The organism is Pseudomonas sp. R2-60-08W (assembly GCF_003852335.1).
GTDB lineage: Bacteria > Pseudomonadota > Gammaproteobacteria > Pseudomonadales > Pseudomonadaceae > Aquipseudomonas.
In genome coordinates, this window is record NZ_CP027731.1 from 1,111,816 (window position 1) to 1,129,135 (window position 17,320).

Here is a 17,320-nt window from a genome sequence, read left to right on the forward strand (position 1 = left end):
GTGTTGTTCTTGAAATAGGGTTCACAGGCATGTCCTCGCTTACAGACCGTGAGCCATGGCTTTATCGATCAGCCAGTTCAGCGAAGGGCCACGGTCGCTGGTGACTTCTACCGGGCGGCCGGCGTAGGTGCTGTCCAGCGGGGCGTCAGGCTTGATCTGCACGCGGATGTCCGAAGACAGGTCGGCGCTGTTCAGGCTGGTGCTGCTGACGATGGTGCCGGTGCGTACCTGTTCTTCGTCGGCGACCTGGAAGCTCACCGGCGTACCTGGGCGCACATCACCGAACTGGCGATAGCTGAAGCGGGCTTCCACATTGGCCTGGCTGCCGCGTGGCACCAGTTGGAAGATCACATCACCCTTGCTGGCGTACTGGCCGTCGGCGACCAATTGCTGGGCGACCACGCAATCGCACGGCGAGGTCAGGGTGCCGGTCATTTGCTTGCCGAACAGCTCTTCGACCTTGGCCGGTTGCAGTTGGTCTTCGTCCAGGTGGCCCTTGAGCACATCGAGCATGCTGGTGCTGAAGGTGGCCAGTGGCGCGCCTTTGGCCGCTACCGCGTCACCTTTGAGCAGGCTTTGCACGGTGCCGTCGCGCGGCATGGTCACGTTCATGCCCGGTACGCTGACAAGCCCGGCCTGGGCGTGGCTGACGAAGTACATGCCGTACAGCGACTTGAAGACAAAACCGAAGGCCGCCAGGCCCACCAGGAAGATCGCCAGGCTGAACGTCACGGCGCGCAGGCGCCCGAACGCGGTCATGCCGCTGCCGCCGTCCTTGACCTTGCGCGCCTTGGTGAAGTTGTCGCGTTGCAGGGTGGCGAGCACGTCGCCCATGGTCACGATGTCGCCCGACAGGTGCGAGGTGATCAAGTGGCGCAGGGTGGAAATGTCCTGGGCATCGAGGTTCTGGAACTGGCAACCGGTGCGGCCGGTCTGGCGGTCGTAAGAGCGAATCTGCAGCTCCACGTCCATCGCCAAGCCGAGGTTATCGATGACGAACTGCAGGCGACCCTTGTGCACCTGGCCGATGGTGAGCGGCTGGGTGGCGGTGAACGCCAGGCCGCCGGCGGACAGGTCGATGACCTTGGCCTCGGTCGGCGTGCGGTCGCTGTTGAAAAAGCGCAGCTTGGCCGGGATTTTTACCCGGGCGTGCTGGCGCTGGGCTTCGGATTCGTGGACAACGTTGGCGTTTACTTGGCTGTTCATGACGGTGTAATTCCTTGGTTAATTCAGGCTTGGCAGGGTCAGACCATCATCAGCAACACGGCAACGAAGATGCTGCCGGCGGAGAAGGTCATGGTCCGAGACGACCAGGTGTTGAACCAACGTTGAAAGCTGGCCAAATCGCGGGTCAGTTTGGTGTCCTGGCGGGTCCAGGACTGTTGATCAAGGCGGAAGAACACGTAGATCTTCACCAACGCGCCCATGATCTGGTTGTAATAGAGAATCAGCGGGTAGGCCGGGCCGATCTTGTGGCCGGAGCACGACAGCAGCAGGGTGAGAATCAGGCGGGTGATGCCGATCCACAGCAGGTACGCGAGGATGAACGCGCCGCCGTACTTGAAGGTGGCGATGATCGCCACGGTCAGGCCGAGCAGGGAGGTCCACATCGACACGCGCTGGTCGAACAGCACCACGCTGGTGAACAGACCGAGGCGGCGTACACCCAGGCCCAGGGCGCGAGAGTTCTGGCGCAGGTTATTGCCGTACCAGCGGAACATCAGTTTGCGGCTGGCCTTGATGAAGCTCTTTTCCGGTGGGTGCTCCACGGTATTGATCGCGGCATCGGGCACGTAGAAGGTGTCGTAGCCCAGGCGCATCAGGCTGAACCAGCTGGATTTATCGTCGCCGGTCAGAAACTTGAAGCGGCCCAGGCGCCAGTGTTGCAGCGAGTCGCTTTCCACGTCGGCGATAAAGCCTGGGTCGGTCACCACGCTGGCGCGGAACACCGACATCCGCCCGGTCATGGTCAGCACGCGCTTGGACAGGGCCATGGAGCACATGTTGATGTGGCGTTGGGCGAAGCGCAGTTTGTGCCATTCGCTCATGATGTAGCCGCCGCGCACTTCGCAGAACTCGTTGGTGGTCAGGCCGCCGACATTGCCGAACAATTGGAACCACGGCACGGTCTTGCGCACCACGCCCTCGGCGAGCACGGTGTCGCCATCGATCACGGCCACCACGGCGCGGTCATCCGGCAGGTGGCGCGAGATGGCGCGAAAACCGAAGGCCAGGCCGTCACGCTTGCCGGTACCGGCGATGCGCACGAAGTCGAGCTTGACGTGATCCGGCGGGTTGAGTTTTTCCCACAGGCTCTTGACCAGCAGTTCATCGGACATTTCCACCAGCGAGCAGACCACGGTGGTGGGGAAGCCACATTCGATGGCTTCGCGAATCACCGAGCTGTAGACCTGCGCGGTGGTCAGCGCGTCGATACGAAAACTGGTGACCATCAGGAACACATGGGATGGGTCGGCGGCCTTGCCCAGCTTGCGCACTTTGCGGCGCAGGTGCGGGTAGACCACGTAGAGGAATAGCATGCCGCGAAAGAAATGCGTTGCACCCATCGAGTAGCGCCAGATACCGACGGCGCCAATCAGGAAAATAAAGTTCTTCGATTGCGAATCGAAGGTGCTCGCCGGCAACGCCAGGGCGAGTCCCATCAGCAGGCTGAGGAACAACAGCCAACCGGCGGCTTGCAGGAATACATGTTTTAACTTGGACATAAGCGTCATCCGCAAGGAGAGGAGGTTTCAGGCTGCAAGCGCTGGGGATAAAGACACTTGCAGCCTGAAACTTGCCGTGCTGTTACCAGCAAATACCTTCGGTACGGCCGCTTACGCTGGTGGCCTTGGACATGAAGCCCACCAGGTCGACCACTTGCTTGCCATCCGGGGCGTTATGCGCCAGGGCACGGAATTTCTCGTCGCGGTTACCCAGGATGATCACGTCGGAGTTGTTGATCACTTCGTCGAAGTCCGAGTTGAGCAGGGACGACACGTGAGGGATCTTGCCTTCGATGTAGTCCTTGTTCGCACCGTGTACGCGGGCGTATTCGACGTTGCTGTCGTAGATGCTCAGGTCGTAACCCTTGCCGATCAGCATTTCCGCCAGTTCCACCAATGGGCTTTCGCGCAGGTCGTCGGTACCGGCCTTGAAGCTCAGGCCCAGCAGGGCGACTTTGCGTTTGTCGTGGCTGGAAACGATGTCGAAAGCGTTCTGCACCTGGGACTCGTTACTGCGCATCAGTGAGTTGAGCAGCGGCGCTTCCACGTCCAGGGAACCGGCGCGGTAGGTCAGGGCGCGTACGTCTTTTGGCAGGCACGAGCCGCCGAACGCGAAGCCTGGGCGCATGTAGTACTGGGACAGGTTGAGGGTCTTGTCCTGGCAGACCACGTCCATCACTTCACGACCATCGACGCCGACGGCCTTGGCGATATTGCCGATTTCATTGGCGAAGGTGACTTTGGTGGCATGCCACACGTTGCAGGTGTACTTGATCATCTCGGCGACAGCGATGTCCTTGCGGATGATCGGCGCGTCGAGTTCTTCGTACAGCGACTGCAGGACATCGCCGGAGGCTGTGTCGAATTCGCCGATAACGGTCATTGGCGGCTGGTCGTAGTCAGCAATGGCGGTGGATTCGCGCAGGAATTCCGGGTTGACCGCAACGCCGAAGTCGACGCCGGCTTTCTTGCCGGAGCAGTCTTCGAGGATCGGGATCACCACGTTGGCCACGGTGCCGGGCAGTACGGTGCTGCGCACCACGATGGTGTGGCGGGTGGTCTTGTTACGCAGGACAAAGCCGATCTCGCGGCATACCGATTCGATGTAGTTGAGTTCCAGGTCGCCGTTTTTCTTGCTCGGCGTGCCGACGCAAATCATCGACAAATCGGTATCGCGAATGGCTTCGGCGAAATTGGTAGTGCCACGCAGCCGGCCCGTCTGGATACCCTGGCTCAACAGCTCGCCCAGACCCGGTTCAACGATCGGCGATTTGCCGGCGTTGATCAGGTCGATCTTTTCCTTGGAGATGTCTACGCCGACCACTTCGTGGCCACGGGCAGACAGGCAACCGGCACACACTGCGCCAACGTAACCCAAACCAAATATGCTGATGCGCATCGCAATTACCTCTGTATTTAAATCATGCCATTAGATGGCCGGAGTTCATGTTTGCAAGCGTCACTGATGCCGCGAAAGTTGGGCGAATAGACGCCGACTTACCGCGTGCAGGCATGTTGAATAACGAGTGACTAACTATTGCACTCAAGTTGTGCGCGACCAGGCCTTATTATTGGGGCTTGCCCTGAAATGCAGCCGGGCTCCCTTGGAGGAAGGCTCCGGCGCCGGTGCTGCAAGGTTTTGATGCAGGCAAAACGCCTTTTTTATCAATGCCTTGAGTGCATGCACGGCTCATTTAGGTCAGGCGCTGCCTTGGCCTGTAGGGGATAGCAATGCGTACTTATCGCCACCCTTAACTCGATCAGTTGATGTTGTGACCATAGAGTCAAAGTGTTCGATGACAACTTGACTACTTCCGTTGGTCGTTATGTAAGTCATCTCTTACAGCAGCAGAGAATTTCGTTACCGGTGGTATGAGCGGTGCTTCAGGATGAAGTTCCTGGCCGCTCATCCTGTTTCCGGAAATTTTTTGAAATATTAGAGAAGATGGCACTGGTACTATAGTGATAGCACTTGCTATTTAGGCCAGTAGTTGTGGGGAGTTGGAACGTTGAGATAGTTTTGTGCCACTACTGTTTAAAAAAAGTGGTGCCACTACGAAAAAAACCGACGAGTGTCGAGTGAAGAAATTGTTAGAGTTGTGTCTGGATGTTTTTCTGGCGCCAAATAAATGACGATTCTCATTTGGAATACAGAACAAAATGTGGGAGGGGGCTTGCCCCCGATAGCGGTGTATCAGTCCCTGTAGAGGTGACTGTTGCATCGCCATCGGGGGCAAGCCCCCTCCCACAGTTGATACTCAGTGTGTTTAAGGCCTTATTCCGGTGCGTGATCGCGTAAAAACACCAGATTGTCCGGCTTGGACTGCTCCGCATTGAAGCGATAACCCTGCGCATCGAACTGCTTGAGCCTGGCCGGGTCGTTGATCCGCTCTTGGATCACAAACCGGCTCATCATGCCCCGGGCTTTTTTCGCGTAGAAGCTGATGATCTTGTACTGGCCGTTCTTCAGGTCCTTGAACTCGGTGTTGATGACTCGTGCGTTCAGGGCCGTGCGCTTGACCGCCGAGAAATACTCGTTGGACGCCAGGTTGAGCAGCACATCGTCACCTTGTTCGGCCAGCGCCTCATTGAGCCACTCGCTGATGCGCGTGCCCCAGAAGGCATAGAGGTCCTTGCCACGGGCGTTGGCCAGCTTGGTGCCCATCTCCAGGCGATACGGCATCATCAGGTCCAGCGGGCGCAGCAGGCCGTACAGGCCGGAAAGCATACGCAGGTGATCCTGGGCGTAGCTGAAGTCGGCGTCGCTGAAGGTTTCGGCGTTGAGGCCGGTGTATACGTCGCCCTTGAACGCCAGCAGCGCCTGTTTGGCATTGGCCGGCGTGAAAGCGGGCGTCCAGCTGCCGAAACGGGCGGCGTTGAGGCCACCGATCTTGTCGGACACGTGCATCAACTCACTGATCTGCGCCGGGCTGAGTTCGCGCAGTTGCTCGATCAGTTCTTGGGAATGATCGAGGTATTGCGGCTGGGTGAAGCGCGGGGTTACCGGCTTGGACTCGAAATCGAGGGTCTTGGCGGGGGAAATCACCATCAGCATGAAGTTGGCTCCAGAAATCGTGGCGTGTAGCGTGGCTGCGATTCTAGGGGTTGGGGCGGTTTGACTCCACCTATGATGGTGATAGGCGCGATCCGCTATGATGGCCGGCAACTCTGGAGAGGGAGACCCCAAGTGCGATTAGCGCTTTTTGTGACGGCGTGCCTGTGGTGCCTGAATGTGCAGGCCGCGCCCGTTGACGTTGCCAGCCTCGACCGTGGCACCTGGCCGGAAAAACTCAGCAGCCCGGCGCTGTTCGACGTCGCCTCGCGTGCGGAAATCCTGATGTTTGCCCATGGCTTGATCCTCAGCGAGGCCCAGGACGAAGCCGCGCTCAAGCAACGCCTGGGGCTTAAGATCATCAACCTGGCGGCCATCGACGACCTGCGCCGCCAGCTCTGGCAACGTTTGCTGGAGAACTACACGTTTGCCCAGCAGAGCTGTGAGCAAGACGCCTCGTTCTGCTACCTGGTGGAAAACATGGACGATCTGCGCGAGCAGGCCGGCAAATTCGAGGTCAGTGACAACTCTTTCTATATAGGCTGGGCCGCCCCCAGCCGGCAGTTCCATGGGCGCTATCTGGACGAACTGCTGCGCAAGGCCGCGTTGTTGCCGCAGATCAGCAGCGAAGTCGCGCGCTTCGGTGATCATGAACGCAATGGTGACGAGCTTAATGACCGGATGTTCCTGCTGACCTTCGACGGCGGGCCGGCACCGGTCGGCGGCAATACCGACTGGCTCGCCGACTACCTGCGCCAGCAAAAGATGAACGCTACGTTCTTCGCCCTCGGCAGCAGCCTGCAGACCCGTGTGGAACGCAGCTCGGCGGCCGATGTGCAGGCGCTGTACCAGGGGCAGTGCGTGGGCAGCCAGGGCTGGCAATATCGCTCCCACAGCCATTGGGTCGACTGGCAAGACTCGATCATCCGCAGCGCATCGTTGGTGCAGAACCTGCTGCCGGAAAACTATGTGCCGCTGTTCCGGCCGCCTTACGGGCAGCGCCGTGCGGACAGCCAGGGGTTCTTTCAGGCGCAAGGTCTGCAGGTGGCGTTGTGGGACATCGACTCCCAGGACGATCCGGGCAAGCTCAAGGCCGAGGAATCGGCGCAACGGGTGCTGACGCTGATGCTGTTGTGGCGCAAAGGGGTGATTGTGTTTCATGACACCCAGGACAAGGCGCGAGTGGCATTGCCGCTGCTGTTGCAGGCAACGGCGCAAAGTGGCCTGGGTTGGCAGGACTGCCGCGAGGCGTTTCGCTGAAATGCCCGGCCCTGTTGGGCGAGAGGCATTTTCGGGGTGAATTGCTGCGACATTTCGCAGCAGGCGGACTTCCGACTTTAACGGCCTGTCTGGCACTCGGCTAGTGCTATTCGTCATCCTGAAAAATAAACTTCAAAAAAGCGTCAAAGTGCTTTTTCCTGTCATGGGTTTTGCGGTATTACGAAGTCAGATCGCCGAACCCTGCAACACAGGTGGCGTCTTCCAAGACTCCTCATGTGGGCACCGCACTTGACGTCACTCAAGCTGCGGTCGGTGGTCGAATCGAGGCGCAGCACCGCCCAGGTATTGCGTCGACTGGCTCCCACAAAGGTGACCGAGTATGGATGATCATGGACGCACCCCTTCTTCCGACCAGCCAATCCTTTATGTGCTTGATACCAACGTACTGATTCACGATCCAAACGCACTGCTTAACTTTGAAGAACACCATGTCGCCATCCCGATGATCGTGCTGGAGGAACTCGACAAACTCAAAAGCGGCCATCACAGCGTCGCCGCCGAATGCCGCCAGGCCATCCGCCTGATCGACAAGACCCTGGGTGAAGCCTCGCCCGAGGACGTTGAAGTCGGCGTACCGATCCAGCGCGGCAAAAGCGGGCCCAAGGGGTTGCTGTCGATCCTGATGAGCAAGCGCAACGAGCCCAACAGCCTGCTGCCGGAAAACCTCAACGACAATAAGATCATCAACCAATTGATCGACCTGCACGCGCGCGACAAGGACCTGCGCGTGGTGCTGGTGACCAAAGACATCAATATGCGCCTCAAGGCCCGAGCGTGTGGGATCGCGGCCGAGGACTACAGCACCGACCAACTGGTTGACGACGTGTCGATGTTGTCGCGCGGTTATCACATGATGACCGGCTCGTTCTGGGACCGCGTCAGCAAGGTCGAAACCCGCCAGGACCATGGCCGCACCTGGCACCAGGTGCAGTTGATCGACAACCTGCCGGCCGTGCATATCAATGAATTCATCGTCGACGAGCAGGGCTTCGTGGGCTGGATCAAAGAGATCCAGGTCGACAAGCTGCTGATCCTCGACCTGCATCAGGAACCCCTGTTGCACCAGGAAGCCTGGGGCCTGAAACCGCGCGATATCTACCAGAGCCTGGCGCTGTACGCGCTGCTCGACCCGGACATCCACCTGGTCAACCTGACCGGCGCCGCCGGCTCCGGCAAAACCATCCTGGCCCTGGCCGCCGCTATCGAACAGACCATGGTGACCAAGCGCTATCGCCGCATCATCGCCACCCGTAGCGTGCAGGGTCTGGACCAGGAAATCGGTTTCCTGCCCGGCACCGAAGCGGAAAAAATGGAGCCATGGCTGGGGGCGATCACCGACAACCTCGAAGCCTTGCACATGGATGACGAAAACACTCATGGCAGCGTCGACTACATCCTCAGCAAAGTGCCGTTGCAGTTCAAATCCCTCAACTACATCCGAGGCCGCAGCTTCCAGCAAAGCCTGATCCTGATCGATGAATGCCAGAACCTCACCCCGCACCAGATGAAAACCATCATCACCCGTGCCGGCGCTGGTTCCAAAGTGGTGTGCCTGGGCAACCTGGCGCAGATCGACACCCCTTACCTGTCCGCGACCAGCTCCGGGCTGACCTACCTGACGGAACGCTTCAAAGACTTCCCGAACGGCGTGCACATCGCGCTGCAAGGGGTGCCACGTTCGATCCTGGCCGAATACGCAGAGTCGCATCTCTGAGTAGCAAGCTTTAAGCTACAAGCTGCAAGTTGGTCCAGTGAGCTTTTCACTTGCCGCTTGCAGCTTGTAGCTTTTTTGCTGCCTCAAGGAGGCTCTGTGCTGACTCATCTAGATTCCCAAGGTCGCGCCCATATGGTCGACGTCACCGACAAAGCCGTGACGTTCCGTGAAGCGGTGGCCGAAGCGCGGGTGCGCATGCTGCCCGGCACCCTGCAAATGATTGTCGACGGCGCCCATCCCAAGGGCGACGTGTTCGCCGTGGCCCGCATCGCCGGGATCCAGGCGGCAAAGAAAACCAGCGATCTGATCCCCCTGTGCCACCCGCTGATGCTTACCGGCGTCAAGGTCGAACTGCGTGCCGACGGTGCCGACGCCGTGTACATCCTGGCGCGCTGCAAGCTCTCCGGCCAGACCGGCGTGGAGATGGAGGCGCTGACCGCCGCCAGCGTCGCAGCGCTGACGATCTACGACATGTGCAAGGCCGTGGACCGGGGCATGACCATCGAAAGTATTCGCCTGCTGGAAAAGCTTGGCGGTAAAAGCGGGCATTTCAAGGCGGACCAGCAATGAGTATCAACGTACTGTTTTTTGCGCGATATGCCGAAGCGGTGGGCTTTGATTCGTTGGAAATGGAAGGTGAGTTTGCCACCGTTGATGCCGTGCGCCTGGCACTGGCCGCTGACCTGGAGTTCGCAGTACTCAACGAGGCGAGTCTGATGTGTGCGCGCAACGAAGAGCTGTGCAATCTCGACGAGCCGGTCGAGGCCGGTGACGAAATCGCGTTTTTCCCACCCGTGACCGGAGGCTGAACATGGCCATTCGTGTGCAGGTCGAAGCCTTTGATCCGGGCGCCGAAGTCAACGCGATGCATGCGGCCAATGTGGGCGTGGGCGCGGTGGTGAGCTTTGTCGGCTATGTGCGCGATTTCAATGATGGTCGCGAAGTGGCGGGGATGTTCCTGGAGCATTATCCCGGCATGACCGAAAAGGCACTGGCCAAGATCGCCGTCGAGGCCGAGCAACGCTGGCCGCTGCTCAAATTGGAGGTGCTGCACCGCATCGGTGCCCTGGAACCCGGCGAGCCCATTGTCTTTGTAGCCGCCGCCAGTGCCCACCGCCAGGCCGCGTTCGACGCCTGTGCATTTGTGATGGACTACCTGAAGACCCGCGCGCCGTTCTGGAAAAAGGAAAACACCAGTGAAGGGCCGCGCTGGGTGGAAGGGCGGGACAGTGATCATGTGGCGGCGGATCGTTGGTAGGGGTGAACATCGTCAACTGTTAACTCTATTTAGGCTATAAAACACTCAGGCTTAGGCCAAAGGGTTCTGCATAACTGTCAAATCTGACAGTTGTTCGTCATTTTCTTTTAAGACTTAATTACTCTTGTCGGCATAGGTTTTTTCTTTAGGAGCAACCAGCCTGGGTTGAGTAATTATGCCTCCGGTTGTATTTCATAGCAGTTGAAAATACCAGGGAGAAAGAAGATGGCTGAGGCAACTAAACTGTCCAGACTTTCCCATTTCAGGGTTACATGCCCGGATGGCTCGGAGTTTACCAATAAACTTTATGCTAATGGACGGCATCAAAGTGAGGTTATTGTTGAAGTCATAAAGGAATGTCAAATCAACGCTGGGGTGTGGCAACGTACCGAGTTAACTAATGAGGAAATTGCGAGCGTGAGAGTGGCTCCATTTTTTTCAGACGATGGGCAGTCGCTACCTAGTGGTTGGCGGTATGATGATAAAAAGAATATTTATAGCGAAGGATTGTGGGAGCGTGAACAAAAAGTGGGTTCGGAACCTGATGCTTATAATCCAGGTACCGTGGTTCAGAGGGTTTCTCGTTATCTGCGGTTCAGTTCGCAAGAAGGGCCCTTGGATGCGGTCACTTTTGTAGCGTATATGGTTGTGGATAGTCAGGTTTATACAACCCGATTGTCGGCGGAGAATAGCTGCTTTGATTCTTCGGTTACCCTTCAGCCAGTAATGCCATTTAGACTTTCTGTGAGTGACTTGATTGAATATAGACATAACGCGGTTTCGGCACCAGATTTTTATGCGACGGTATACTACTGGGCGCCTCCGGCAGGAGTAGTATTTGTTGCACAAGAAGGTCTTGATAGGCCGTTGAATATGCAGTACGAAGGCGATCACTTTCAGACGAGCTACGCTTATGCTAAGCAGGGTGATGGCACTCCCCATAAGGGTGGTGTAGTTGTTAATAAGGAAAATTCACCCGTTATGCGGGAGGATGTGTTTAAGCCTTATGGTTATCCGGTTTACAATTATCATGTTCCGGTTGATATCCGGCCGACAATTATGAGAGCTATACTTGTACGCTCTCTCGCTTTGAAAGTTGACGTTACACGCGATTCGAATAGCGCATGGAGCTTGATGGACAATTTTGGAAATATTCACCGTTTCTCCCTGGTGCCGAATGCTGATTACTTTTTGCGTTTGGAGGATTATGAGTTTCGGCCTGAAACTAATATTAGAAATTTCAAAATTATATTTCCCGATGGTCTCCCCACCAGTAATGCCCTTTATGCCAATGGTCGCCATCAATGTAAGGTTTTGATTGAGGCTACTAAGGAGGAATATCTGCCGGATGGTACTTGGCGAGCCGTACCCTTGACTCGAGCAGAGTGTAACAGTGCAACAGTAACACTTTATTCTGTGAATGATGGTCAAGCACTTCCGTCGGGTTGGAGCTGTGATACGTCAAAGAATATTTATGATTCGGGTCTTTGGACCCGAGGTTCGGAAAAAAACGATCCTGAGAAACTTGCCGGCATGGATTACGCAGGGCCTGGGCCTCTGGTTGAAACAATTGATCGATATATGCGCGTCGATCCAAGTCGTCCGATTGAACCGATGCGGTTTATGGCACGGATAGTCGTCGATGGAAAGATCTATACAACGTACCACTCCAGTGGTGGAGAGTATGTGACTATTACCCCTACAAGGCCCTATACAGTAAAAGCTGCTGAGTTGATTTCATTTCCCGATCTGGATGCTTACAATGATGAAATCGCTGATTGTGATATTTACTACTGGTTGTTGCCATCCCCGTTGCGGTTCCTTGCCAATAAAGGTCTTGATAGACCTTTATCAATGGATAACGAGGGTGATTACTTTACAACGTGTTGGTCGACATATCATAGTGCTGTAAAACGCTACCTTAAGGCAGGAGTTCTGGTCACTAAAGATAGTCCTGAGCTGAGGATCCGAATGAAGGATGTTCATAGGCATATTTATGGGGGCGGAGATGGAACAAACCCATATATACCGTTTAACAAACACAATACGATGATGCGTGCTGTAAGACTGCAGGTGAAAAATACTACATTTACTACTGGTGATACAAATACTCCTTGGCGTCTATGGGATAACCATGGGTGTGAGCATGTGTATCGACTCGAGATGCACGAAAACGGGACGCGTATTTTATTGAAAGATTTTTGATCTGCGATGCCGGTGATGCGCTCTCAGGTTAAGCTGGCTCTTTCTAGGTACATGACTTAAGTCAGTGCGCTGAGTTTATTAAGCGTGAGAGGTGTTTTATGAACGTCTACTCTAATGCCTTTAATTTCCAATCCTATTTAGCAGGCTCGGTTGATCCACGTACTGGCCAGTACACTTGTCAGATTCGACTGGCGACGTTATCGCCACAGGGACCCTTGGAGGTGAGCCGGGACGTCAGTCTATTGTTCTCCATGCTCAACTCCGAAAGCGGGCGTTATGGCACGGGTTGGCATATGAGTAATACCGAGTTTGATGTCAACCGCTCCAGGCTCTCGTTGCTTGATGGCGAACAGTTTCAAACCCAGAGCCTGCCTCCCGTGGGCGAGACATTGGTGATCAAGGATTACAAACTCAAAGACCTGGTGGTCAAGCGACCGGACGCCGAAACGCTTCATGTGATCTACAAAGATGGCACGATTGAGATTTTGAAGCGTCATGCCAGCAACGTGCCCTATCGCATCAATACCATACAATTTGAAAACGGCGAGAGCTTGCGTTTTTGTTACGACTTGGGTGAATTCCTTGAGCGTATTCTGGATCAAAATGGCAATGAGTTGCTGATATTGACCTACTCGAGTAACAGATTGTCGATGGTCGATACCCGTGTCGATGGTGGTCGTTATGCACGCGTCCGGTTTACGTATGACAATGATCGTCTGACGGAGGTTACAGCGCCCTATGATCGCAATGGTACTGTCGGTAGCGCGAGTTTTGCGTTTATCTACACTGTATTTCGCAATGGCCTGATGGCCATGAACAATGTGCGCTCACCGATGGGAGGCGAGGAGCGGATTACCTATGCCGAGAACGGGCACGCCTACAGTAACAGCCAATATATTCCAAGGGTTGAACAGTGGGAGCACATACCCGCCAGCAACCAGCCGATGATGACCCGCACTTATGACTACAGCCCCAGCAAGAATTTTACCGGTTATCCTTTTTCTGGTGGCTTTCGCGAAGGAGAAGACAATTTATACCTGGTGAGTGGTGCCTATTCATACTGGACAGACGAAACCTGTATTGATGCTGCATCCAACAATGCGGTACTGAGCGTTACCCGCACCACCTACAACAAATTTCATTTGATGACCGAAGAGCGGGTCCTGCGCGAAGGGACTCGAACCATCCAAACCATTGCTTATAACGAAGTACCTGGCCTGTTTCCCGCACAGCCGCCCAATCTCCAGCTACCCAAGTCCATTACCACGCGTTACGAACTGGTGGCAGGTGGTACCGCAAGGGAGGTGACGGTAGCCATCCAGACCGACGACTACGGTAATGAGCTAAGCCGTACCGAGGCGTCCGGGGTTCGCGTCGACTACACCTATTACCCCATGGCTGGCGAAAGCGGCAAATGCCCTGCCGACCCGCGTGGATTGTTTGTGCGCTACGTCAAGCAAGAGCGTCTTGTCCCGGAGGGTGGCACGCCGGCAGCACGGCTCACGGAGTACACCCATACCCGTGTGCCGCCGACAGGCAGTAGCTACTTCGTTCTCCAACAGTCAAGCAACCAGGCCGGTGTGTTTGCGATGCAGCAAAGCTACTACGACACGCCTGTCGCTTTGGCTGGCCGTCTTAAGAGCAGCACCAGTACGATTGGCGGGCAGGCGTTGGTCAGTGATTTCAGTTACACCGTCTCAGGTGACAACCTTGTGGAAACCCGGCGCCTGAAGGGGCGCGAGGGGCAATGGCTTGAGGCGAAGAGGACGCTTTCGCTGGTTAATCGGCGGTTGCTGTCGATGACGCGGGATGGCGGCAGCACCTTGGACCTGGCGTTTGATGTCAGTGGCCGGTTGACGGAAGAAACGGTTTCCCGTGGAAAACCGCAGCAAGCCAGTCGAGGTTACGCCTATCATTTTGCGACGCAGACCAAACGTGCCCATCTGATCACCACGGATGCACAAGGTAATAAGGCCATTACCTACTATGACGGCGCTGGCCGCCAAGTGTCCGAAGCCCAACTGATTGGCCCGAACCAGGACCAGGAACGGGCCACCGGAACGTGGTGGTATGACGCGCTTGGGCAAACCGTGGAAGTGGTCAATATCGACTACCTGGGCGACGGACAACGCGTGTTTCGCAGTGTCCACTCCTACAGCAAGTGGGGCAACGCCAGCCGTGTCACCCACGCCGATGGCCGTGTAGTCATCGACGAGTATGACCCGCGGCTCAATCTTACGGAGGAAGGCGTTGTTGGCGGTGAGCGCCTATTGACCTATTTCAATACGCATAACCAACCGATGAAGGTGGAGCGCCTGGATGCCAACAATAATAAAGTGGAAGTGGCGTCGTATACCTACGATGGCTTGGGTCGCTGCCTGACGGTAGTGGACGTCAATAAAACGTCCACCGACTTGACCTATGACGAATTTGATCGGGTACTGACGACCCTCCAAAAACCGACAGATGGCACTCCTCATCGGCTGCGTAAAACTGATTACACCCGGGGCACCAGCAGTGAATTGGCCAGTGCTTTTACGGTCGATAGCAAGCGGTTGGGGGCCCGCACTTACGATAGTCTCGGCCGGATGACCAGTCAGACGCGTGGAACAGGGCAAGCCACAACCTGGGAGTACGAGCCTGAGTGGATAGAGCCGAACGCCATGGTTTCCCCCCGTGGGGTTCGCCAAACCCTCACGTACGACAAAGAGTTGGATGTGCCGACTCGGATTGAGATGCCGGGCCATCCGGTGAGCACCTACCGGCATGACCCGGTTACCGGTGCAATGACACGTTCCGAGACCAATGGCTTGATCCATGAGTTCGTTGTGGATGCCCACGGCCATCCTGAAAAGGATATTCAAACCGCCAATGGCAACGTGCTGACCTCGCAGTATGGTTATTCCCCAGGCGGGCGCCTGCTGCATCAAACTGCCGCCGATGGTCAGCACAGCCAGCTTCAGTACGATGTGTTCGGACGGTTCTCCAAGATGACCACTGGCGCCATGGTCATTGAGCAGACCTACGATACATTGGGCCGGCCGAATGTCCTGACCACCGCTTATGAAAGCACGCAAGTCATTACCAAAGTGTCCTATGACTCACTGGGCCGGGAAGCCGAGCGCCGCTTTGAGCAGAACGGTGCGCTGTTCCAGGTTATGTCCAGCACGTATCACCTCAACGGTATGTTGGCGACACGGGAACTCAAGGACGCTGGCTCACGCCTGGTGATCGGCGAGACCTTCACCTATGACGCCTACCTGCGGCTCAAGACCTATTGCTGCACGGGGCCTGAACATCCCAAGGATCATCTGGGCCGTGGCATTGTCGGGCAGGATTTCAGCTTTGACAGCCTCAATAACATTACTCAGGTCATTACGACGTTTGCCGACAACACACGAGACACCTGCGAGCGTTATTTCACCGGTTCCGATCCCACTCAACTGACGCGTCTGACCCGTACACACCCGGCGCAGGATGTCACCCTGAGGTATGATGCGGCGGGCAACTTGCAGGCAAGTCCGGCGGGTCAGGCCTATACCTACAATGGCTTTGAGCAGTTGACCGCCGTGCAGGCCGATACCCTCGAGTACAGCTACCAATACGATGCCGAGGCTCGTCAGGTACTGGCGTCCCGGGGCAGTGAATCGCCGGTAATGCTGGCATACGCCGGCGACCGTCTAGAGACTCTGGTTGAAGGCAACAAAAAGATCCGCTACGTCGACGGCGCAGATGAAGTGATGGCACGCAGCGGTGGTGTCGACGGGCCGCAACTGCATATGAATGATGCCAGCGGTAGCGTGCGCGGTGTATCGGCCCCAGGTCAGGCCCATGTGCGGCGACACTACACGCCCTATGGCGATACAAAGGTCCCGCTGGATGATGGCAAGGTCCGTAGCATGGCTGATCTGCAACTGCCGGCGTTCAATGCTCAACGGCTGGATGCAGGGATCCATCTCTACCATCTGGGCAACGGCCTGCGTGTCTACTCTCCTGACCTGATGATTTTCTTGCAACCTGACCCACTGAGCCCGTTTGATGAGGGGGGGATCAATAGCTATGCCTACTGTGCCTGCAACCCGATCAACATGCTCGATCCCAGTGGGATGTGGCCTGGTTGGTTGAAGTGGGCGTTGACCGGGGTAGCACTGGTGCTGTCGGTGGTAACGTTAGGGTTTGGGGCTGTCGGCCTTGCAGCAGCGCTAGCGGGGCCAGTGGCAATGTCAGTTTCTGCGGGGCTAGCCACGGCAGCAGTGGCGTCGGCGGTGATGGTGCCAACCGCTGCAGCAGCTTTGGGCGGGATGGCAGCAGCTGCCACTGCCACTGCCACTGCCGCTGCCGTTGTTGCTGCCGCTGCCGCAACAGGGTGGGTCATCGCCTCCAAGTCAGCGGTCACCATCGGAGCGGGACTCGGTGTTGTCAGCGGGACGTTGGGTGTCGCGGGGCTGGCTATTGCCGAGGTCGATAAAGCAATGGGCTGGGACCGTTCGCACCACATCCGTAATCTAGGATGGGCGTCCCTCGTGTTCTCAATTGCCTCGTTGGTCGTGAGCGTCGGGGGGGCTTATACCTCGGGGCACATGGCCTATAACTCTGCTGCTGCAAAGTTTTCCGGTGTTGGCAACCTGAAGCAGACTCCCATCGGCAGTGCGTTATTCGCGGCGCGCCAGCGCATGCTGGGCTTGAGCTACAAGTTCACTGATAAAGGGGGCGTCACCCCATTTAGTCAGATGTTTGGGAGTACCCGGGCGGTATTGAGATTTACCAACCTTGGCCGATCGATCGAAAGTAGAAGCAAGTCGCCAGCCACACCCCGACCGGAGGCGAGCAGCGGGGGCGCTTCGGCCCAGCCCCAAGCGCAAGCCACGTTTAGCCGGGTGGTCGATATGCCAAGCAGCAGTGCTGGCTACTACCAGGCATTCAGAGACGAGGCATCGCGCATTCGCGAGCCTATCATTGGGGCGTTGTATCAGGGTTAACCCAGCAGTGCGTCATGCGCGCAATCAATCCAGGTGCCGGGGCGACAACATCGCCTCGGTCAAGCCCGCACGCTGCAAGGTAACCCGCGCTCCCACATGGTTTAC

General features: G+C 56.7%; 11 protein-coding genes. 7 read left to right on the top strand and 4 right to left on the bottom strand.

Going from position 1 to position 17,320, the window contains the following annotated elements; all coding sequences use genetic code 11:
* Nucleotides 1-39 precede the first annotated feature (39 nt).
* From C4J90_RS04955 to yaaA, 4 genes are all read right to left on the bottom strand, one after another.
* Nucleotides 40-1,206 carry an alginate biosynthesis protein Alg44 gene (locus C4J90_RS04955; RefSeq protein WP_124357124.1) on the bottom strand — a complete coding sequence of 389 codons (1,167 nt, stop codon included), beginning with the start codon at nt 1,204-1,206 and terminating at the stop codon, nt 40-42.
* A gap of 38 nt (nt 1,207-1,244) precedes the next feature.
* Complete coding sequence (alg8, locus tag C4J90_RS04965; RefSeq protein ID WP_164484512.1) at nt 1,245-2,726, bottom strand: mannuronan synthase; 1,482 nt, start codon at nt 2,724-2,726, stop codon at nt 1,245-1,247.
* Between the two features lie 82 nt (nt 2,727-2,808).
* Nucleotides 2,809-4,125, bottom strand: a complete 1,317-nt coding sequence (locus tag C4J90_RS04970) for a nucleotide sugar dehydrogenase (RefSeq protein WP_124419325.1) — start codon at nt 4,123-4,125, stop codon at nt 2,809-2,811.
* Between the two features lie 876 nt (nt 4,126-5,001).
* Complete coding sequence (gene yaaA, locus C4J90_RS04975) at nt 5,002-5,781, bottom strand: peroxide stress protein YaaA (protein WP_124365907.1); 780 nt, start codon at nt 5,779-5,781, stop codon at nt 5,002-5,004.
* A gap of 132 nt (nt 5,782-5,913) precedes the next feature.
* Here yaaA and C4J90_RS04980 point away from each other — a divergent pair, with 132 nt between their 5' ends.
* The 7 genes from C4J90_RS04980 to C4J90_RS05010 all read left to right on the top strand — a co-directional run bounded on the left by C4J90_RS04980 (nt 5,914) and on the right by C4J90_RS05010 (nt 17,215).
* On the top strand, nt 5,914-7,038 hold the full coding sequence (locus C4J90_RS04980) for a polysaccharide deacetylase family protein (RefSeq protein ID WP_124419326.1): 1,125 nt from the start codon (nt 5,914-5,916) through the stop codon (nt 7,036-7,038).
* A 340-nt stretch (nt 7,039-7,378) separates the two neighbouring features.
* Nucleotides 7,379-8,773, top strand: coding sequence for a PhoH family protein (locus tag C4J90_RS04985; protein ID WP_057724660.1), 1,395 nt, complete (start codon nt 7,379-7,381; stop codon nt 8,771-8,773).
* A gap of 96 nt (nt 8,774-8,869) precedes the next feature.
* Nucleotides 8,870-9,343 (top strand): cyclic pyranopterin monophosphate synthase MoaC, encoded by a 474-nt coding sequence (gene moaC / locus C4J90_RS04990; RefSeq protein ID WP_124361398.1) that lies wholly within the window; start codon nt 8,870-8,872, stop codon nt 9,341-9,343.
* Entirely contained in the window at nt 9,340-9,582 is a 243-nt protein-coding gene (moaD, locus tag C4J90_RS04995) for a molybdopterin converting factor subunit 1 (protein ID WP_124361399.1), read from the top strand. The genes moaC and moaD overlap by 4 nt, the downstream gene beginning before the upstream one ends.
* A 2-nt stretch (nt 9,583-9,584) precedes the next feature.
* Complete coding sequence (gene moaE, locus C4J90_RS05000) at nt 9,585-10,031, top strand: molybdopterin synthase catalytic subunit MoaE (RefSeq protein WP_124361400.1); 447 nt, start codon at nt 9,585-9,587, stop codon at nt 10,029-10,031.
* Nucleotides 10,032-10,256: 225 nt separating this feature from the next.
* On the top strand, nt 10,257-12,236 hold the full coding sequence (locus tag C4J90_RS05005) for a hypothetical protein (protein ID WP_124419327.1): 1,980 nt from the start codon (nt 10,257-10,259) through the stop codon (nt 12,234-12,236).
* Nucleotides 12,237-12,334: 98 nt separating this feature from the next.
* On the top strand, nt 12,335-17,215 hold the full coding sequence (locus C4J90_RS05010) for an RHS repeat domain-containing protein (protein ID WP_124419328.1): 4,881 nt from the start codon (nt 12,335-12,337) through the stop codon (nt 17,213-17,215).
* The last annotated feature ends 105 nt before the right edge of the window (nt 17,216-17,320 follow it).